Origin of the sequence: Pseudooceanicola lipolyticus, assembly GCF_002786325.1 — a bacterium.
In the GTDB taxonomy this organism is placed as follows: Bacteria; Pseudomonadota; Alphaproteobacteria; order Rhodobacterales; family Rhodobacteraceae; genus Pseudooceanicola_C; species Pseudooceanicola_C lipolyticus.
In genome coordinates this window covers 212,138-233,583 of record NZ_PGTB01000001.1, presented here as the reverse complement: position 1 = coordinate 233,583, position 21,446 = coordinate 212,138, and the positions used below count along the sequence as shown (strand labels likewise).

The 21,446-nt window shown below is 62.2% G+C and carries 12 protein-coding genes; 5 read left to right on the top strand and 7 right to left on the bottom strand.

What is annotated here, in order from left to right; genetic code table 11:
• Positions 1–146: 146 nt before the first annotated feature.
• Together CVM52_RS27925 and CVM52_RS01095 are read left to right on the top strand one after the other, a co-directional pair.
• Entirely contained in the window at positions 147–8,993 is an 8,847-nt protein-coding gene (locus CVM52_RS27925; protein WP_100160880.1) for a calcium-binding protein, read from the top strand.
• Between the two features lie 406 nt (positions 8,994–9,399).
• Positions 9,400–10,287 carry a LysR family transcriptional regulator gene (locus CVM52_RS01095; protein ID WP_172720880.1) on the top strand — a complete coding sequence of 296 codons (888 nt, stop codon included), beginning with the start codon at positions 9,400–9,402 and terminating at the stop codon, positions 10,285–10,287.
• Between the two features lie 12 nt (positions 10,288–10,299).
• On the opposite strand, the gene CVM52_RS01090 is transcribed toward CVM52_RS01095, so the two are convergent.
• Genes CVM52_RS01090 through CVM52_RS01070 form a run of 5 tightly spaced genes read right to left on the bottom strand, consistent with a single transcriptional unit; the run spans position 10,300 to position 15,960 of the window.
• Positions 10,300–11,265 (bottom strand): ABC transporter ATP-binding protein, encoded by a 966-nt coding sequence (locus CVM52_RS01090; RefSeq protein WP_100160878.1) that lies wholly within the window; start codon positions 11,263–11,265, stop codon positions 10,300–10,302.
• Entirely contained in the window at positions 11,262–12,254 is a 993-nt protein-coding gene (locus CVM52_RS01085) for an ABC transporter ATP-binding protein (protein ID WP_100160877.1), read from the bottom strand. The genes CVM52_RS01090 and CVM52_RS01085 overlap by 4 nt, the downstream gene beginning before the upstream one ends.
• 2 nt (positions 12,255–12,256) lie before the next feature.
• A complete protein-coding gene (locus CVM52_RS01080) occupies positions 12,257–13,174 on the bottom strand; it encodes an ABC transporter permease (protein WP_100160876.1) in 918 nt (305 codons plus the stop codon).
• Positions 13,171–14,130, bottom strand: a complete 960-nt coding sequence (locus CVM52_RS01075; RefSeq protein ID WP_100160875.1) for an ABC transporter permease — start codon at positions 14,128–14,130, stop codon at positions 13,171–13,173. The genes CVM52_RS01080 and CVM52_RS01075 overlap by 4 nt, the downstream gene beginning before the upstream one ends.
• Before the next feature lie 39 nt (positions 14,131–14,169).
• A complete protein-coding gene (locus CVM52_RS01070; protein WP_172720879.1) occupies positions 14,170–15,960 on the bottom strand; it encodes a peptide ABC transporter substrate-binding protein in 1,791 nt (596 codons plus the stop codon).
• A 345-nt stretch (positions 15,961–16,305) separates the two neighbouring features.
• Between CVM52_RS01070 and CVM52_RS01065 the strand changes: the two genes are divergently transcribed.
• Positions 16,306–17,283, top strand: coding sequence for an aminotransferase class V-fold PLP-dependent enzyme (locus CVM52_RS01065; protein WP_172720878.1), 978 nt, complete (start codon positions 16,306–16,308; stop codon positions 17,281–17,283).
• Positions 17,280–18,485, top strand: coding sequence for an amidohydrolase (locus CVM52_RS01060; protein WP_100160872.1), 1,206 nt, complete (start codon positions 17,280–17,282; stop codon positions 18,483–18,485). Before CVM52_RS01065 ends, CVM52_RS01060 begins: the two co-directional genes overlap by 4 nt.
• Before the next feature lie 238 nt (positions 18,486–18,723).
• On the opposite strand, the gene CVM52_RS01050 is transcribed toward CVM52_RS01060, so the two are convergent.
• A complete protein-coding gene (locus CVM52_RS01050) occupies positions 18,724–19,392 on the bottom strand; it encodes a DUF1028 domain-containing protein (RefSeq protein WP_100160871.1) in 669 nt (222 codons plus the stop codon).
• Positions 19,389–20,324 (bottom strand): N-carbamoyl-D-amino-acid hydrolase, encoded by a 936-nt coding sequence (locus CVM52_RS01045; protein WP_205964842.1) that lies wholly within the window; start codon positions 20,322–20,324, stop codon positions 19,389–19,391. The genes CVM52_RS01050 and CVM52_RS01045 overlap by 4 nt, the downstream gene beginning before the upstream one ends.
• A 98-nt stretch (positions 20,325–20,422) precedes the next feature.
• Here CVM52_RS01045 and CVM52_RS01040 point away from each other — a divergent pair, with 98 nt between their 5' ends.
• A complete protein-coding gene (locus CVM52_RS01040) occupies positions 20,423–21,352 on the top strand; it encodes a LysR family transcriptional regulator (RefSeq protein ID WP_100160869.1) in 930 nt (309 codons plus the stop codon).
• The last annotated feature ends 94 nt before the right edge of the window (positions 21,353–21,446 follow it).

Below are 21,446 nucleotides of genomic sequence, written 5' to 3'. Positions count from 1 at the left end.
GTCGCAACCCGACTGAGGCCTGACAAGTTTTCAGAAAGTCGTTGCTTTTTTGCCACGGGCTGCCAAGGTCAGTCAGGCAGACTGTAAAAGTTTCCGCGTTTACATCTCTATTTCGCGCCTTCTGCCCACCGCCCGGGGGGGGAGCAATGGCACGACAAAACACGTCACTCACCTTCAAAACGAATGGCGATCTCTACCCGACGGGCAATACCAGTTCGCGATTTATCACAACCGACAAAAGCTTGGTTGCCGATCTCAGCCAGTCGAAGAAGGTTGGAGTTTCGGCGCTGAACACCGACATCTCGGGCACCCTGTATCTGGACGCGTTCTTCGGCTTTGAGGTGTGGGCCAATGTCGGGACCACCGGGACCTTTGAGGCCGAGTATGACCTCGAGATCAATGTGGGCCTGCCCAACGCGGTGATCACGCCCGAGCGCGTGCCGGGCCAGCTCCCCGTTGGCGCGGTGATGGAGTTCGATTTCACCGATTTCGACGTCACGCGCAGCACAATCTCGACGGTGGGTTTCGGGCGAACTCCGGACCAGGCCCCCGATCCAGTGGCCGAGGCGGGGATCGACCTCGAGGCCGCGCTCGCCGCCGGGATCCGGGACGCGGGCTTCTACGGGCCCATCCCCGGCGGGATCGACAATTTCGATTTCCCCGACATTCGGTTCTTCGGCGTCAATTTTGAGAAGGATCTCAAGGCACTCGGCCTCTCGAACACGATCCTCAGCCGCACGGCTTTCGAGGATCCCTATGTTTTCGATATCGGCTTTGCCGACGGGCGGGCGATCCAGACAATCAGCCCCAGGGCGAGCGAACTTCTCAAGTCCTTGGGCGAACTCTCGTTTCAGGCCCCGCAAGGTGCAAACCTGTTCGGGTCCACCAACGGAACCGCGCGGGCCGAGGCCCTGGGTGTCTCCGACCTGGATTTTCTGCATTGGAGCATCGATGTCGACCGGTTCATCACAACGATCCTGAGAGAGATTCCAGACCCCCGGATTCAGAAGGCCGCGGCGATTCTGAAAAACACCGTCTTCCTCGACAAGGAGTTCTCGATCGGCCGGGGACTGGACGTGTTGATCAAGGTTGTGGACCTGTCGCAGATCCTGACCCTGGGAGTGAAAGAGACGCTTGCGGTCGATCTGAACCGCGCGGGCACCAGGATCCCGAATATCGATATCCGGCTGGTCTCGGATCACGGCACGCCGAATGACCCGACCGACGATCTCACGACCACCGGCAAGCTGGGAGAGAAGCTCTATCTTCTGTCGCCGGCCAAGGGGTTCGGCACCGCGCAGATCGATGCCACCTTCTCGGTGGATGAGGCACGGTTCGACCACGAGGTCAGCTTTACGGGCGGCAGCTATTTCCAGGTCGACATCCTGCAGGGGCGCTTTGGTGGTTCGGTTGTGCCCGACTTTCTCGAGTTCGATTTCGGGCCGATCTTTTCGGAGAAATTTATCCAGAACGAGCCCGGCAAGACGCTTGGGACCACCTTCACCGAGAGTTTCTCGATCCCTGGGCACAAGTTCAACCTGGAAACCGACACCTACGAGGTCTTCTGGGTCGAGGACCGTCTGGCACCAACCGATTGGGATCCGGAGATTCCGCGCTTCGAGGATGACGTCATCGACTATTTCGAGGCGTCTTACGAACAGCTCGAGGCGCTCTTTGAGGAGTATGACACCACCGGGTATATCCTCGAGCCCGAAACCATTCCCGACGATCTGGAGGTTCGGTTCACCCAGCAACCCCGTCCGGTCCTGTTCGGCTGGACAGCGGCCTATGACGTGCGGGTGCTGTTTGGCAGTCTCGCGGATCTCTATCTCGACGGCAGCCGGGTTCTGATCGGGCCACGGCCCACCGATCAGAACGGCGCCCCGATCCTGGACGCCCCGATCACCGTCTCGGGCGTCAGCTTTGACAGCGCCATTGGCGATTATGTCGAGGTGCTGGGCCCGGTCGCGCATGATGATCCGGTGCTGGAACAGTTGGCGCTGATCGACACGTTCTTCACAACGATACAGTACAATTACAACGGCAAATTCGTTCAGACGAACCGCACGATCGATGTGATCGGCAATGATGCGGGCGACGTGCTCTATTATCATTTCACCGGTGAATCCGACGGGTATTTCGATGGCGGGCAGAACCTCAAGAACACCGATTATGACGTCTTCATCGCCGATCTGAGCTTTGTCGCCCGGGATATCCGTTGGGATCTGGCCGAAGCGATCCGGCTCGAAAACGATGGCGACAACAGCACCATGGGCGGTGTCACCATCGCGATGAAAGATGGCCATGAGCTGACGGTCAAGAATGTCGAGGCAGCGGTTCTCAAGACCGGGCGCGGCGATGACTATCTCGTGGGCGGCAAGCGCAGCGATTATTTCGATACCGGCGCGGGCGACGATATCGTGCGGCTGAACTACTTCGTGCCGGGCGGGTCCGGCGCACCGATCGACCGCGCCGATGATCATGTGCGCCTCGGCGCGGGCCGGGATTCGGTGATTGTGGAGCTGGGCGCCTCGCGGTTCACGGGGGCGCGGGCCACCGACTATATCTTCGGCGGCGAAGGCGCCGACAGCCTCTTTATCCGCTCGGGCAATCTGGGCCTGCGCTATGATCTCTTCACCGAAACCACGTCCGGCACGGCCGGGTATCTCTTCGGCGGCCGCGGGCTCGGGGCGGATGCCAGCCTCGACAATCTCGGTACGCTCGTCGACGGGTTCAACGATGACTATGTCGACAATTTCGGGGTCTTCGGCGACCCCGACACCCGGTCAAAATCCCACTATCTGGTCACAAGCGGCACAGATGGCAGCCGGATCGAGATCTCGAAAGACGTGGAATATGTGAGCGTCTACAACACCGCCCTCGGCCCGACCGGCGACCCGGGCGGCACCGGGAACGGCAACGACCTTGTCCTTTTCATGAATGGCAGCCGCTACGAGGGTGGCGCCGGGCGCGATACCTTCGCCGCCGATTTCACCGAGATTGACCTCTATACCGGCGACCGCGGCGGTATTCAGTTCTGGGCCGATGCGCAGGTCTCGTATTTCGGCGAGACGGTCATTACCGGGTTCGAGCGGATCTGGATGAAGGGCACCAAGGTCTCCGACGTGATCGCGGGCGGCGGCTTTGCCGACTATATCCACGGCGGGCTGGGCAACGATTTTCTTTATGGCGGGTTCGACCTCGCCCCCGATAAGATCTTTGGCGGCGCCGGTGACGATGTGATCCTGTGGCGCGCCAATGGCGATGATGTGCTCGATGGCGGCGCGGGCTTCGACACGCTCTACGTCGGAAATTTCGACTCTCCGATTGACGGCACCGAGCGGGAACTGGTGGAAGAAACCGGCTATCGCATGCTCTATTACGATGCCGACGGCAAGGTTCTGGATACCGTCGGTGCTGCCGGATTTGATGACCCGCGTTTCGCCCATGACAAGACGCAGGAGCTTCTGACGCTCGGTCGTATGGCTGACAGTTTCGGCATCCAGGCGAACGGGGATCCGATCATCCGCTTCGACAATATCGAGGCGGTGAACATGAAGGGCACCGATTTTTCCAATGACCTGATGGTCTATCAGGGCGGCTCGATCTACGACGCGGGCGAGCGGCTGGATGGCAAGGACAAGGATGTCTTTTTCGCCGATATCCGGTTCCAGCGCACCGGTGTCGAGATCGTCGCGCCCGAGCTCGGCTCCGCCGCCGACAAGGGCTTTCTGCTTGATAACGGCGTCTTCATTGCCGGCATCGAACAGCTCCTGATCGCGGGCGGGCTCGCCTCCGATGTGCTCTCGGGCGGAACCCGGACAGATGTGCTCTTGGGTGGCGGCGGCGATGACATCCTGTCGGGCGGCGGCGGCAATGACTATCTCGATGGCGGCGATGGCAATGACCAGCTGTTCTGGGACAGCCAGGGTAAGGACTATATCTACGGTGGCACCAATCGCGATGGTGGACCCGAGCAGGACAACCTGATCATCAATGGCGGCTCGGGGCACAGCCGTGTGGTGCTGATCGACGAGAACGGCGACGACATCCTCTCAAGCCGCCGGGGCCAGGCCTGGACCGATTCCAACCGCGAAGTGCTCCAGGAACTTGCCGAGAATTCACTGACGGCGGATACCTGGAAGTACTACAACTCCACGCCCGGCAACCCGCGAAACCGCGAGGACCGCTCGCTCCGTCACGTGACCTATTCCGAGATGGAGAGCGTGGATATCGCCGGCACCCATGATTATGACGAGGTCATCGTCTACCAGAACGGCGTGGCCTATGTGGGCGGCGAGCGCGCGGGTGACGAAGATCTCTTTGTCGCCGATCTCCGGGCCTTCGAGGAAAACCTGTTCTTCGATGCCTTCTCCGCTTCTGGCGAAGGCTATGAGATTGGCCAGGGAACCCGCATCGCCGATTTCGAGCGGTTCCACCTGCTCTTGGGGGCGGGCGACGACAGGGTCATCGGCGGCGACAAGGTCGACACGGTCCAAGGCGGCGCGGGCGACGATTGGGTCTCGGGCGGGCTTGGCGACGACATGGTTCTCGGCCAGGGCGGCAACGATTTCTTCGAACACACCGGCGGCCGGGATGTCTTTGACGGTGGTGCCGGAGCCTCCGACGTGCTCAGCGTCAACAGCCGCTCGACCCAGTTGAAGCTCTCGATCTTCGATGGGGATGGGGCCGCGCTCGGGACCGAGCTGTCGATGATTTCGGATGCCCTCACCACCGACGAGATCCGCGATTTCTACGATTTGGCCGGTGTCACGACGGAGCTGTCCCATGGCAAGAATTCCATCCGCTTCAGCAATGTCGAAGAAACCCTGATCTCGGCCAGCGAAGGCAATGACGTCCTGATCGGCGGCTCGTTGCAAAGCGCGCTCTTCGGCGGCGGCGGCGACGACGCCCTGATCGGCCTTGCCGGCAACGACTTTATGGCCGGCGGCCTCGGCGCCGATATCTACGCCTTCGACGCGGGCTTCGGCCAGGACGTGATCTATGGCGAGACCGCCGCCAATACACGGGTCGTCTTCAGCGCCTATGCCCGGTCCGAGCTGAGCTTCGCGCTGGACGGCATCGATCTGCTCATCGCGGCCGAGGGCAACACGCTCCGCATCATCGACTATTTCGCGGATGACCCGAACATCGGCCACAACTTCACCTTCGTGACAACCGATGGCGCGGGCAAACGCGATTTCTCCGGGCTCGGCGCGGTGAGCCCGGGCGCACCCGCGCGTGGGATCACCGCGTTTGGCACGTCCGGCGACGACCGGCCCACCAACGGCACCCCCAAGGCGGATCTCTTCCGAGGCTTTGGCGGCGATGATTTCTTCGCGGCCACGGGTGGCGGCGATCTCTTCGATGGCGGCAGCGGCGAGGACGCGGTGTCGTTCATCGACGCGACAGCCAAGCTCCGGCTCGATCTGGCCAATTTTGTCGCCAAGGTGGGCGGCGGCCGCGAGGATTACCTCGTTTCAATCGAGCGCGTCCTCGGCACCACCTTCAACGACGCCCTGATGGGCGACAGCCACAACAATTCGCTGAACGGCGACGAGGGCAATGACGACCTGATGGGTCGCGCCGGCGCCGACACGCTGATTGGTGGCGAGGGCGACGATGAACTCGATGGCGGTGCGGATGACGACCAGCTCGCCGGCGATGCGGGAAAGGACAACCTTGTTGGCGGTGCGGGCAATGACCGGCTGCTCGGCGGCGACGGGGCCGATACGCTGAAAGGCGGCTCCGAGGATGACGTCCTGGACGGTGGTGCGGGCAATGACCGGCTGTTGGGCGGTGCCGGGAACGACACGCTCCGCTATTCTGGCGGCGTCGACATCATGACGGGCGGACAGGGCCGCGATCTGGCCGATTTCAGCGCGCTCGACGGCACCTTGCTGGTCGACTTGAACGGCACCAAAAACGCCAGCTTCGCCCCCGCCGATACCAAAAGCGCCGAGGCGAAGATCGCCAAGACCTCGGGTTTCGAAGACGTCTACGGCAGCCAGGGCGACGACCTTATCATCGGCAACGCCCTCTTCAACCGTCTGGACGGGTTTACTGGCGACGACACTCTCGTGGGCGGCAAAGGCGCCGACGAGTTCTATGGCGGCGGCGGTCGGGACATGGTGGATTACAGCCGCGAGACGGGTGCGGCCGGCGTGGTGGTCGACCTCCGCGACGAGGAGGACGAATTCGGCACCGACACCTTCGGCAACCGCGATACCTTTTTCGGCATCAGAACGTTCAAGGGCACCAGTTTCGCCGACCGCATGTTTGGCAGCGACAACGGCGATGTCTTCCTGGGCGGCGGCGCGAGCGACCGGCTCGATGGCCGTGCGGGCGATGACGAGCTTGATGGCGGCACCGGCAATGACGAACTCATTGGCGGCGAAGGCCATGACCTTTTGATCGGCGGCGACGGCGACGATCGAGCCTTTGGCAACAAAGGCGACGACACTTTCCTCGGCGATGGCGGCGGCACCGACCGCTACGATGGCGGCGAAGGCTTCGATATTGTCTCGTATGAGCGCACCACCAAGGGCGTCACCTTCAACCTCAACCAGAACGAGGCCACCGGCCAGGAGGTTGGCGAGGACACTTACCGCAACATCGAAGCTTATGTCGGCGGCCAGGGCGACGACAAGGTCGGCGGCTCCGGCAATGGCGATCACTATTTCTACATCGGCGGCCATGACGATTTCGACGCCAAGGGCGGGCGGGATACGTTGGACTTCAGCCGGTTCACCGCCTCGGTCCTGGTGAATCTCGCCTCCGGCGACGATGCCAAAACCGGGGATGGCACCAAAGCGCCGGAGAAGACGCTGCGCGATATCGTGGCCATTTCCAGCGTCGAGGATGTCCGTGGCACCGATTACGACGACATCCTGACAGGGAATGCCGCGGCCAACCGGCTGCATGGCGGCAAGGGGGATGATCTGCTCGACGGCGGCAAGACCCGCGACAATGACGAGCTGAATGGCGATCAAGGCGACGACACGATTATCGGCCGGATCGGCGCCGGACGCGACACGATCGACGGCGGCGACGGTTCGGACATCCTCGACTATTCCGGCGAGAAACGTGCGGTTCTGGCCAGCCTCGAACATGGCGATGGCGACGACACGGTCGAGAATGTGGAATGGCTTCTCGGCACCAGCTTCAATGACACGCTGCTCGGCAATGACGAGGCAAATGTGCTGGTGGGTGGCAAAGGGCGCGACCGGGTGTTCACCGGCGGCGGCGCGGATCTGATCATCTACACCTCGGGTATCGATACGGTCTCGGGCGGAGAAGACAGCGACACGGTCGATTTCGGTGCCTTTCGCGCGGCGGTTGATGTGGATCTGGGCAATGCGACCCATGCCGCAACGACCGGCGGCAAGAAGAGCTTTGATCAGGGCACCCAGCGCAAACTCTTGCGCCTGCCCGAGCTGGACGTGGAAAACGCCATCGGTTCGCGCTTTGATGACCGTCTGATGGGCAACGAGGGTGTCAATATTCTGGCGGGCGGCAAAGGCGATGATCTGGTGATCGCCAAAGGCGGCGACGACATTCTCACCTATGATGACGGGCGCGACACCTGGAATGGCGGCGGCGGCTCCGACACGGGCGTTTTTGCGAAATTCGACAAGGCGATCAAGGTTGATCTGAGCAAGGACACCGCACAGACCACCGGCGGCAAGACCCTCGCCAATCTGACCAACATCGAGAATATCGTCGGCACGCTTAAAAACGACGTGCTCACCGGCGACGACGAGGACAATACGCTGGAGGGCCTCAGCGGCGACGACCAGCTTTTTGGCAAGGTTGGCAATGACCGGTTGGCGGGCAGCTTGGGCGACGACATCCTTGATGGTGGCAAAGGGGCCGATGTGCTCGAGGGTGGCGAAGGCATGGACACCGCGAGCTACACCGGTTCGAATTCCGCGGTGACGGTCGATCTCGCCCTGGGCACCGGCGAAGGTGGCGAGGCCGTGGGCGACAGCTATGACAGTATCGAATACGTCACCGGGTCGGATCATGACGACACGCTCAGAGGCGACGGGCTGGGCAACCTGCTTGACGGTGGCAAGGGCGATGACCGGCTGGTTGGCGCCGGCGGCGACGACACGCTGGAAGGCGGCGCAGGGGCAGACACGCTCCGAGGGGGCGACGGCACCGATCTCGCCAGCTACGCCGGTGCCAAAGAAAAGGTCACCGTGAACCTTGCCGATGCCTCGGCCAACACAGGCGATGCCAAGGGCGACACGTTCGATGGGATCGAAGGCGCCATGGGCTCGTCGCAGAACGACAGGCTGATCGGCGACCGCGGGGCCAATATCTTCCATGGCGGCGCGGGCAACGACTCCATCAAGGGCGGCGGCGGCAATGACATCCTGTTTGGCGGCGCAGGCCAGGACGATATCGACGGCGGAAGCGGCGCCGACGAGCTGAGAGGCGGCGCCGGCAACGACACCTATCGGGTCGACGATGCGCGCGACCAGGTGTTCGAGGACCAGGGCGGCGGGACCGACCTGGTCCTCGCCACTTCCGACTTTAACCTTGGCGTCCATGTCGAGAACCTGACGCTCGAAGGCACTGCGGAATTTGGCACCGGCAACAACAGCGCCAACCAGATCATAGGTTCGGACGCCGACAATGTGCTATTGGGGCTTGCCGGAAACGACCGGATGAACGGCGGCAAGGGAGCGGATTTCCTTGCCGGCGGCGCCGGAAACGACGTGTTGACCGGTGGTGCCGGCCGGGATGCCTTTGCCTTTGCCGAGACGTTCGGCCAGGACAGGATCACCGATTTCGACGCGGGCGTGGATGTGCTGAGGCTATTCGCGTCAAGCGGTGAGGCCCGAACGTTCAAAGCTTTCAAGCGCGCATCTGAGGATACACCGGAGGGTGTGCTCTATGATCGCGGCGGCGACGGCGAAAACACGATCCTGTTGCAAGATGTGTCGTTGGCAGACCTGACCAAAGCCGATTTGGATTTTGTGTGAAGCACGGCGTTGTCGCTGCACGTTCTTTGAGCCCCGGTTTTATTGCTCCCGGGTCGGCGGCGCAGGCGCTGCGACGAAAAACAATGTAGGTGATATTCGGGCGGGGGATGGGCATTTCCTCAGCCTATAGGGGCAGAGCTTGCGCCGGGGAGCCGGTTAAAAGGCCTACGGTTTTTTTGATTGAGCGCCATGCGGGCGATATGTTTCATCGGCGCGACAACATGCAGTCGCCACCCGGCGTCTGTTTGATCATTCTTATTTAGATATGACAGGATCATGCGAGCGCCCCGAGCTATCGGAGAATGCGCGAGAACACCCTGTTGCAAGTGTGGACTTGATCGTGCGCGCCCGGCACAGTCGCGGCAATCACGTGGCAATCGCCGCGCAATCCAGCAAGAGGTTTCCGGTGGCCATTTCCCTTCGACAGCTTGAGTATTTCGCGGTGCTTTCCGAGGAACTGCATTTCGGTCGCGCCGCCGAGCGGCTCGGCATGTCGCAGCCTCCGCTAAGCCTCAGCATCAAGCAGTTGGAAAAGGACCTGGGCTTTTCGCTGATGGACCGGGCCGGCAAGCCGGTGCGGCTGACGCAGGCGGGGGCGATCTTTGCGGAACATGCCAAGCGTATTCTTGGATTGCTGGATTCGGCCAAGGCGATCTCTGCCCAAGCCGCCACCGGCTTTGCAGGTGAGGTATCGATCGCCTTTGTGTCGGCCATGCTGTATCGGCGGTTCCCCGTTGCGCTGAAGGCTTTCCAGGAAGCCTATCCCGGAATCCGGCTGATCCTGCGCGAGATGAACACCACCAAACAGATCGAGGCCGTACAGACCGGCGAAATCGACCTGGGCTTCATCCATTCGGTGCAGGTGCCCGACACCGTGACCCAACATGTGCTGGAAACCGAAAGACTGGTCTGCTGCTTGCCGCGAGACCACCGGCTGGCCGGGCGTGGGCGGATCAAGCTGCCGGAACTGGCGGGCGAGCGGGTGATCGTGTTTTCACGGGAACACGCAATCAGCTTTCACGACCGGATCATCTCCAGCCTGGCAAACGCCGGTGTCACCGTCGAACCCGATTTCCATATCCAACATTGGCCCACCGTGGTCACGCTGGTGGCGCAGGGGCTGGGGGTGTCGCTGGTGCCCAAGTCGTTGGCCACACTCATCAATGACCGGGTGCATTACATCGAAGTCGACGAACCCAGGGCCGAACTGGAAATTGCCCTGATCCACGGCACGCAGCCGCTCAGCAGCACCGCCCGGCTGTTCATCCAGCATTACAACGGCGACACTTGGTAAATTGTCGCCGGCCTAGCCGCGCAAGTGGCAGGCTACCGCGCGGCCATCGGGACCGGTCTTCAGCTCGGGCCGGCTGGTTGCGCAGAGCGGCAGTTTGCGGATCGGGCAGCGGGTGTGGAAATGGCAGCCCGTTGGCGGATCGATCGGGTTCGGCAAGTCCCCCGCCACCTGCACCCGCTTGCGCCTGCGGCGCGGGTCAGGCCGCGGGATCGCTTCGAGAAGCGTCTCGGTATAGGGGTGCCGTGGGTCGGAATACAGCTGATCGGTCGAGGCGATCTCGACCACCCGGCCAAGATACATCACCGCCACGCGGGTTGAGATATGTTGTACCACCGACAGATCGTGCGCGATGAACATATAGGTCAGGCCGAATTCTTCCTGCAGATCTTCCAGCAGGTTCACCACCTGCGCCTGAATCGACACGTCCAGCGCTGAAACCGGTTCATCACAAATCACCAACTTGGGCTCAACCGCCAGGGCGCGGGCGATGCCGATGCGCTGTCGCTGCCCCCCCGAGAACTCGTGTGGAAAACGCTGCATATGGTCGCCATTCAGCCCCACCACGTCCAGCAGGTGCGCGACCCTTTCGCGTTGCTGCTTTGCTTTGCCGGCCAACCCGTGGATCTGCAATGCCTCGCCGATGATCGCGCCAACCGTCATCCGCGGATTGAGCGAGGCGAAAGGATCCTGGAAGATGATCTGCATTTCGCGCCGCATGGCTTGCAGGTCGGCTTTGTCCATGGCGATGACGTCGCGCCCCTCGAAGGTGACCTGGCCGTCGGTCGGTTCGATCAACCGCAGGATGCAGCGCCCGGTGGTGGATTTGCCGCAGCCGGATTCGCCGACGACACCGAACGTCTCGCCCTTGGCGATGTCAAAGCTGACCCCATCCACCGCATGGATCACCTGGCCACGCGCCCCGCCCTTTACCGGAAAGGTTTTGCGAAGGTTGCTTGCTTGCAGAAGGGGCGGCGTCATGCGGCGGTCTCCTCGGGTTGATGGATGCAGGCCACCTTGTGGCCCGCCGGGCCTTCGACGAGCGCCGGAGGTGAAGTGCGGCAGGCGTCGCTGCTGACCGGGCAGCGCGGCGCAAAGCGGCAGCCCGGCGGCGGGTTCAGCGGCGACGGCACGACGCCCGGCAAGGTTGTTAGCCGTTTCTTGCGCTCACCCGGCTTGTAGATCTGCGGGATCGAGCGGATCAGCCCCTGCGTATAGGGGTGGCGCGGATGATCGAATAGTTGCTCCACCGTGGCCTCTTCGACCACCCGGCCCGCATACATCACCACAACCTTCTGCGCGGTCTCGGCAACCACGCCCATGTCATGGGTGATCAGCAGAACCGCCATCCCCATCTGTTCCTTGATGTCCTGCAAGAGGTCGAGGATCTGCGCCTGGATGGTCACGTCCAACGCCGTCGTCGGTTCATCCGCGATCAGAAGCTGCGGGTTGCAGGCCAGCGCCATGGCGATCATCACCCGCTGTCGCATCCCGCCCGAGAATTGATGCGGGTAATCATCCACCCGCCGCGCGGCATTGGGTATGCGCACCATCTCCAGCATCTCGATGGCCCGCTTGCGCGCGCCGCTGCGTGACAGGCGATCATGCAAGCGCACCGATTCCGCGATCTGCTCACCGACCGAATAGACCGGGTTGAGCGAGGTCATCGGCTCCTGGAACACCACGGCGATTTCCTTGGCGCGAACCCTGTTCAACTGGGCCTTCTTCAGCCCCACCAGGTCGGTCCCTTTCCACAGGATCTGTCCGGCGGCGATGCGGCCGGGAGGCATCGGGATCAGTTGCAGAATCGAATGCGCGGTGACGGTCTTGCCGCTGCCTGACTCGCCCACCAGCGCCACGGTTTCGCCGGTGTTGACGGTGATCGACACATCCTCGACCGAGGCGACGGTGCCCTGATCGGTGGCGAACTCGGTTCGCAGCCCGCGGATTTCCAACAAGGGGGAAGACATGGTCAGCGCACCTTTCGCGGGTCCAGCGCATCGCGCAACCCGTCGCCGATGAAGTTGATCGACAGCACCGATACGAAGATGGCGATGCCGGGGAACACCGCCCAGTGCGGCGCCAGACTGAGATAGTCCTTGGCATCGAACAGGATCCGGCCCCATGTGGGGGTGTCCGGCGGAAAGCCGAGGCCGAGGAAGGACAGCGTCGATTCCGCGATGATCGCCTCGGCGATCGAGATCGTCCCGGCCACGATCACCGGCCCCAGGGCATTGGGCAGGATGTGCCGCCCCACCTGTCGCGGCACCGAGGCGCCGAGCGCGCGCGCGGCCTCGACGAACTCCCGTTCGCGGATGGTCATGAACTGCGCCCGTACCAGACGCGCCACCGGCATCCAGCGGAAGCCGCCGACGACGACCACCACCAGCACAAAAACCCCAAGCTCGGGCCCGATTGCCGCGGTCAGCGAGTCGCGGAACAGGTAGATGATCAGCAGCAGCACCGGCAGGTTCGGCAGCGACAGGAACAGGTCGGTCACCCACATCAAGACCGTGTCCACCGGCCCGCGCGACATGCCGGCGATGGCGCCGATCAGCGTGCCCAGCGTCAGCGCCACCAGCATTGCCGCGATACCGACCGCAAGAGAGATCCGCCCGCCATAAAGAACCCCGGCCAAGATGTCCTGCCCGAGGTCGTCGGTGCCGAAGGGATGCGCGAGCGACGGGCCCTTCATCGTGGCGAAGAAATCGATCTCGTTGAACCGGGTGGTCCACAGGAAAGGGCCGATGATCACCGCCAAAACGATCGAGGACAGCAGCACCAGTCCGACCACGGCCAACCGGTGGCGCCGGAACCGCCGCCAAGCTTCGGCTGCGGGGGTGGTGCGCACCGCGCGTTTCGCGGAAGACAGGGATTCTGTGCTGCTCATCGGGTGGCAATCCTCGGGTCCAGCAGGCGGTAAAGAAGGTCGGCGACCAGGTTGAACAGGATCACCAGAACCGACAGAACGAAGGCGATGGCCATGATGACCGGGGTGTCATTCGCCATGATCGACGAGATCAGCAGCGAGCCGATGCCGGGGATCCGAAAGATCTGCTCGGTCACGATGGCGCCCCCGAAGACGATTGGAATTTCCAGCGCGACCATGGTTACGACCGGGATCAGCGCATTGCGCAGCACATGCTTGACCACGATCACCCGGTCCGGCAGTCCCTTGGACCGCGCCGTGGTGACGTAATCCAGCTGGATCACGTCCAGCACCGCCGAGCGGACATAGCGCGTCCAGGAGGCCGCCTGGAACAATGCCAGCACGGTGATCGGCATGATTGACTGTCGAAACTGCGCCCAGACCCACGCAAGCCCCGTGGCCTCGAGATCGGACCGATAGATGAACGGCAGCCAGCCCAGCGTCACGCTGAACAGCAGGATGAACAGCATGCCCGAAAAGAAGGTCGGCAGCGAAAAGCCCACAAAGGTCAAGGTGCTGACCACCTGGTCGAACAGGGTATAGGGTCGCATCGCCGAATAGGTGCCGGCGGGCAGCGCGATGGCCAGCGCCAGGATCTGCGCCAGCCCCACCACCAGCAGTGTCGCCGGAAGCCTTTGCAGGACCAGCGTGCTGACATCGACCCGGCTGATGAACGAGAAACCCCAGTCGCCACGCAACATCGCGATCAGCCAGCTGAAATAGCGCTGCAAGACCGGGTCATTCAGCCCGTATTGCTCGCGTAGGGACTCGATCACCTCGGGCGGGATGGCGGCATTCGACGCCATCTCGTTGAAGACATCACCAGGCGCGAGTGCAAGCACCGTGAAGATCACGATGCTGACACCCAGAATGCTGATGGCGGCGGTGGCCAGACGCCTTAGCAGGAAACGCGTCATGGCCCGATCCAAGCACCGCGCAACAGGGAATGCCCTTGGTCAGGCATCAATATACCAGTCCTTGACCAGCGACAGGAACCCGGCCCAGGCGGTGGTCGGAGCGACCAGTGCCAGGTTCTTGCCGGCCACGAACTGCCGCGCAACCACTGGCACCACGGCCACGTCACCCACCAGCAAATCGTTCAGTGCGATCAGCTGCTCGGCCCGCTTGACCGGGTCCAGTTCGACCGCCGACTGTTCCCACAGCGCGTCATACTCCGGGTTCCGATAACGCGGCACGTTGCGCAGCAGATAATTGTTGGCCTTTGTCGGCACCTGCGACGAGTGATAGTTGTACATCAGGTTGCCCGGGTCGGGCTGCTGCATGGGTGAGGCATATTCCTCCATATCCGCCATAAAGCGGGTAAAGGTGTCCGGATTGCCCGGGTCCGAGGAGAAATAGATCGATCCGGCGATGGCCTTCAGCTCCAGCTCGATCCCGGCCTCGGCGCAGGCTTGCTTGACGACCGCCTGGGTCTTCTGCCGTTGCGGGTTGGTCGAGGTCTGGTAGAGGAAGCTAAGCTTCACGCCGTCCTTCTCGCGCACGCCGCCGGCGCCAGCAGACCAACCGGCCGCCTCCAGCGTGTCGATGGCCTTCTGGATGTTGAACTCCCAGTTGGTGTTCTCGGAAACATACCGAGGCGGGCCGACGAGAAAGTTGCCGGTTTCAACCCCGGCCTGACCATAGATGAAATCGCCGATCGACTTGCGATCCACCAGGTAGGACAGCGCCTGCCGCACCGCCTTGTCCTTGAAGGCCGGGTGTTCGGTTGCCACGCTGGAATATTCGCCGTCGACCTCGGTGCGCGGGTCGGTGTGGTTGAGCGAGATGAACTCGATCAGCGCGCTGGCCACGATCACCGGTTCGCCGGCGCCACCCTCGGACAGGCTGGTCAGGATGTCGTCGCCGATCGACAGATTCCAAGTGAAATCATAATCGCCGGTCTGCAACACCGCCCGCGCCGCCGAGACCGCGTCGCCGCCGCCCTTGATTTCAAGCGCGTCGAAATAGGGGCGGTTGGGTTCGTGATAGTTCGGGTTGGCATCGGCCAGAACCAGGTCGCCGGGCACAAATTCGCGGACGATATAGGGGCCGGTGCCGATGGGCTTCATATTCATCGGTGCCTCGCGCGCGGCGACGCCTTTGTATTCCGAGAACAGGTGCTTGGGCAGGATGGCGCCGGCGATACCGACAAACGGGTCGGCCCAGAACGGTGTGGGCTTGGGGAACGTCAGGCGGAAGCTGAAATCGTCCAGCCGTTCGAAGGTCAGACCCTGGTAACTTTTGATCGTGCTGGCCGAGACCTCGGGATCGGCCAGGAACTCGGCGGTGAACAGGCAGTCATCGACCGTGAACGGCGCGCCATCGTGCCAGGTCACGCCCTGCTTCACCTTCCAGGTCACCGTCAGCCCGTCTTCGGACAGACCGCCGTTTTCCAGCGTCGGCACCTCGGCGGCAAGGATCGGCACCAGATTGCCATCCTCATCCCAGCTGGCCAGCGGCTCGTAAAACGCCGACGAGGAATGCTGGTCAGCCAGCCCCACCGCGAGATGCGGGTTCAGCATGGTCGCGGATTGCCATTGCAGCACCTTCAGCGTGCCGCCGCCACCCGCCTGCGTGGGTTTGTAGCCGCTCGTCGGCTGCGCATGGGCGACACCGCTATGGGCCAGCATCATGCCCGCCATCGGCGCGGTCAGACCGACCGACATCATGCCGCGGACAAAGCTCCGACGGCTTATTTCTCCAGATCGGACCTGTTCGATCAGGCCCCGAATTTCGCGTTCTTTCATGTCACCCTCCAGCTGCTTGGAAACGGTCCTTTGTGTCTGACCTGGCGCCCAGAACGGCAGCATAAGATATGCAAGTCAAGCAATATTGGAGCTTTTTTCATATTTAAATACATATTGACTTGACGCGTCCAAGCTTCGCGCGAAATGCTGAGAAAAGTGACACGGCACAATGCCTCCGCTTTCGCAGGGCCAAGAAAACAAATGACTATAGAAGGGATTACAGGGAATCCAGCGTTTGCGGACGACGCGCCTGACGTCTGTCGCGACTTGTTTCCGGCCCTGTCCGGCTGCTGCTATCTGGATACCGGCAGTGGTGGAGTGTCGCCTTGTGGTCAGGGCCGTCGCGTGGCCAGCTTCTACGAATGCGCCGACCCGTCGCGGATCGGCTATCGCCTGATGGATCATTGGTTGGATCGGGCCAACCACCTCCGCGCGACCCTGGCGCTTTTGCTGGGCGTGCCCGCCACCGAGATCGAGTTCCTGTCCGGCACCACCGAGGCGCTGAACACGGTCAGCCAAAGCCTGACCTGGCACCCCGGCGACGAGGTTGCCTTTGCCGAAGACGACTTCGCCTCGATCACCCAGGCTTGGCAAAGCGCCGTTCGCGCGGGCGCAGCCCTGCGCCCTTTCCATGTGGCGGACGAGGCCGAGCGTACCGAGGCGCTGATCGCCGCCCTGACCCCCCGCACCCGCGTGCTGACGGCCTCGCATGTACACTCCGTGCGCGGCACCCGAATCGATCTTGACCGGATCGGGCGGGCCTGCCGCGCCAATGGCACCTTGTTTGTGGTCGATGGCATCCACGCACTGGGGGCGACGCCTGCCGATCTGGGGCAGGTCGATGTTTACGTCTCGGGCACATTCAAATGGTTGCTGTCCGGCTTCGGCGTCGGCATCGCGGTGCTGCGACCCACAGCGCGGGCGCAGATGCATCCGGGTGTGCGCGGCTATCGCAACCGCCTGGCCGATCAAAGCTATGAATACGCCCACCTGAACTATTCCAGCCTCTATGCCCTTGAATGCGCAATAGAGATCATGGGTGGCACCATCGGATGGGACTTGGTGCATGCGCGCACCGCCCACCTGGTGCAATGCCTCGCCGACGAAATGGAGGCGATCGGCCTGCCGCTGGTGGCCCCGCCCGGCGCACGTGCCGGGGTGGCCACCATGCGCGTGGGCAACGCCGACGCGCTGAAACAGGCGCTGGACCGGCGCGGCATCCACGTCGCCGCCAAGGGCGAATATCTGCGCGCCTCGCCGTTCTTCTACAATTCGCGCGAGGATATCTCGCGTTTCAGCCAAGCAATGAAGGAATTGACATGACCGCAAGCAGCCCCGACGCGGCACAGCATATCGCGCCTTACCTCGACGAACTGGTCGCCATTCGCCGCGATATCCACGCCCATCCCGAGCTCGGCCTGAAAGAGTATCGCACCTCGAAACTTGTCGCAGACAAGTTGCAGGAATGGGGGATCGAAACCGATGTCGGCATGGCCGGAACCGGCGTCGTCGGCATCATTCGCGGCAAGCGGCCGGGGCAGAAGACCATCGGCCTGCGTGCCGATCTGGATGCCCTGCCGATCATCGAGGAAACCGGCGTCGACTATGCCTCGCGGAACGATGGCATCATGCATGCCTGCGGCCATGACGGCCACACCACGATGCTGCTGGGTGCGGCGCGCTACCTGGCAGAAACCCGCGACTTTGCCGGCACCGTCGTGCTGATCTTCCAACCGGGCGAGGAAGGCTGTGGCGGGGCCCGCAAAATGGTCGAGGACGGCCTGTTCGAGAAATACCCCTGCGATGCGGTCTACGGCCTGCACAACCGGCCCGGCATGCCGGTCGGCAAGATCGGCTGTCGCCCCGGCCCGTTGCTGGCCTCGGGGTCGTGGTGGCAGGTCAAGTTTGTCGGCACCGGCGGCCATGGCGGCGGCTGGGCCTACAAGGCCACCGACGTGACGGTGGCCGGAGGCAATTTCCTGGCGATGGTGCACAGCGTCATCAGCCGCAACATCCCGTCGGCGGATACCGCGGTGATCTCGGTGGGACATGTCTCGTCCGGTGTCGTCACCTCGCCCAACGTGATGCCGGCGGAATTCCTGGTGGCCGGCATCGCCCGGACCTTCAAGCCCGAGATCAACGAGACCGTCAAACGCCGCATTACCGAGATCGCCGAGGCCTGCGCCGCGATGCAGGGCTGCAAGGCCGAGGTCAGCTATTGGCACAAGACCCATGGCGTGACCAACGAGCTTGAACAGACCGCAGTGGCCGCCGCCGCCGCCGCGGCCACGGTGGGCGACGCCAACGTGATCTCGGATATCCCGCAATCCACCGGGGGCGAGGATTTCTCGGAGATGATGCGAGTCGTACCCGGCACCTTCTCGTGGATCGGCAACGGCGCCGCACCGGATGGTTCGGTGCACATGGTCCATACCCCGAAATACAACTTCAACGACGACGTGATCCCCGTCGGCGTGAAATTCTGGAGCGAAATCGTCCGCGCCGAACTGGATGTTTCCGTCTGATCTGCCGGTGGTTGCTGGCGTGGGCTGATGCCAGCAACCCACCCCAGTTTGCGGGCCTTGTTGACCGCGTGGTCACCACAGCCGCCAACGTTTTGTGCTTTGCCCGGCGATGTCCGGCATCTGGATGAAGTACAGGAGAAAATCGCCGGCCGGTCCTTGCGGCTCTGGCGGGCGATCGATTTGGATGGCGTGGCTCTGGAGGAGATCCTGCAACGCCGCCCTGATCCGCGACTTGGGGTCAGCCGTGTTCGATGCTGGAGGAAGAGGGTGCCGCGTCGGGATCGAGCGCGCGCACGCGGTACGCAGCGGCCTTTGGGAGCCATTCTGCCAGCATGCGGCTCAGATCTTCCAAAGGGGTGCTGGAATCATCGATCCGCAGATCGACATCCTTCAGACCCGCATCGCCAAGAACCGCCATGGATGCCGATTGTAGTGGATCGCGCTCCCCGCCTGCGGCTTGCCCGGCCAGCATCCCTGCGACGAGCCGATTTGCAAGGCTGCCTTTGGCAGTCTCGAAACCGTTGACCATCGCGGGCAACACATCTTCCGAGCCCAGAAAATTTCCCAACGCCAGGCTGTTCTCGCCGATTAAACCGCCCGCCACGCCGAGACATGAGCTGCCGGTGAAGTGCAAACCTGCACCGGTGGCGGGGAAGACACCGAGTTGACGCCAATGCAGGGCGGTTGCAGCCTGCTGCATCGCTTCCATCGCAGCCGTCGCGTCCTGGCTTTCTTCCCAACAACGCAGTCCGGGGCGGTGCAGACGCGGATCGGTTCGGCATTGTGAAAACACAACGCAGCCTTCGGTGAGCGCGCCAACCCGTCCACCGACGCAGACCGAAGAAGTCGCGACCGCAAACCCGATTTCTCGAGTTTGCGGATCGCGTCCCGCGAGTGAAAAGGTCACGAGGGAATCTCCACGCCGGTTTGTTCAGTAATCGGGCCGTAATGTTCGATTCGGCGGTGGCGGGCAAAGTCGAAGACCGACCGGCGGATATAGGCGCCAAAGTCCAAATCGCAATTGTGGGTGATGACCTCGTCATCCTCGGAAGCCGCGCGCGCCACGGTTTCACCGGTCGGGGCGATGATGGCAGACCCGCCGATCATCGCAAAGCCGTCTTCTGCGCCGCATTTCGCGGCGGCCATGACCCAGGCGCCGTTTTGATAGGCGGCGGATTCCAGGCTGAGCCGGTTGTGGAAGTCGCGCAGATGGGCCGGTTCGGGGTGGTGGATGTTCCGCGTCGGAGTGTTGTAGCCGAGCATAAACACCTCCGCCCCGCGCAGCGCCATAACGCGGAAGGTTTCCGGCCAACGTCGGTCGTTGCAGATGCACATGCCAAATCGCCCCGAGGGCGTGGCGAAGGTGGGAAACCCTAAATCGCCGACTTCGAAATAGCGCTTTTCGAGATGTTCGAATTCCAGATCCCCAATCGGGTCTTTGGTGCCAGGCAAATGGATTTTGCGATATTTGCCCAGGATGCTGCCATCTGGACCGACCAAAACCGAGGTATTGAAGCGGTGGGTTACGCCGTCTTCGGTGATCTTTTCCGCATAGCCGAGGTAAAAGCCAACGCCGAGATCCTTGGCCGTTTCAAACAGCGGCACCATCGCGGGAGAGGGCAGACCTGTTTCGAAGAACACATCATATTCTTCTGGGGAGTCATAGACATAGCGGGGGAAAAACGTGGTCAGCGCCAGTTCCGGAAAGGTGACCCAGCCAGCGCCTCTGGCATGTGCCTCACGCAGCATTTCGATCAGGCGGCTGACAACCTGCTGCCGCGTATCGGCCAGATGTACCGGCCCCATTTGCGCAACGGCAAACACCTCTTTCCTGCTCATTCGACCCTCCAGAACTAGTGCGTTGCCTCCTTGCTAGCCAGTGAGTGCATCAGTATGAAATAAAAAATGGGCCTACTGGAATAATCGGGAGTTATAGAATGATCAGCGCGCGCCAACTCGAAGTACTGTCCACCGTGATCGAGGTGGGAACCACTGCCCGCGCCGCTGAATTGCTCTCTGTCAGTCAGCCGGCGATCAGCAACATGATCCGACATACTGAAGATCTGATCGGCTTCCCGTTGTTCATGCGCGAGCACGGCCGTCTGACACCGACGAAGGAGGCGCTGCATATTGCGCAGGAGGCGCAGCACTTGTTTATGCAGCAAAACCGGATTGCCAACATCATCGACGAATTGCGTGGTGGCACGATTGGACGGCTGAGCATCATCGCCACTCCATCGGTTGGACATGGGGTTCTGCCGCGGGTTCTGGGACAATTCATCAAGGCCCGCCCGAAGCTACAGCTTTCAATCGAACTGGGCAGCCAGGACGAGATCATCCGCAAGCTGGGCAGCGGCCGGGTCGACTTGGGGCTTTCGATCACGCCGCCGCGCCATTCCGCTGTTTCTGTTCGGGAAATCGCCAACGGGCAGCTTATGTGTGTCTGCTCGGCCGATCATGTCTTGGCGTTGCAGGAGGTTGTTTCGATCTCGAGCCTCAATCACGTTTCGCACATTTCTTACGCATCCCGCACACCATTAGGGCAGATGATCGATGCGATGTTTTCCGAGCGCGGATTGGAGCGGCGTTATTTCTGCGAAGTGCGCCACACTGCAACCGCATTGGAGATGGTGCGGAATGGGTTGGGGGTCGCCCTGGTTGATAGCTTTGCGGTGATCGGATCCAACGGGGGCGACATAGCCGTACGGCCGACGAAACCGTCATTGCCTTTGAAATTATATGGACTTACGTCGAACATGTTCCCCACCACCAACCTGACAATGCAGTTTCAGCATTTCCTGGCGGACTACCTGAAGTCGCATGATGAGTCGGGCTCCGGAGAGGCCGTGGACGCGGCCAGGCTATAATTTGAAGATATAGACGAGGGTGTATTTTTTATTTCAATATGTACTCCCGCCATGCTCACCTGCTCGGAGCCAAGCGGCAGTTTCGCCGCCACCG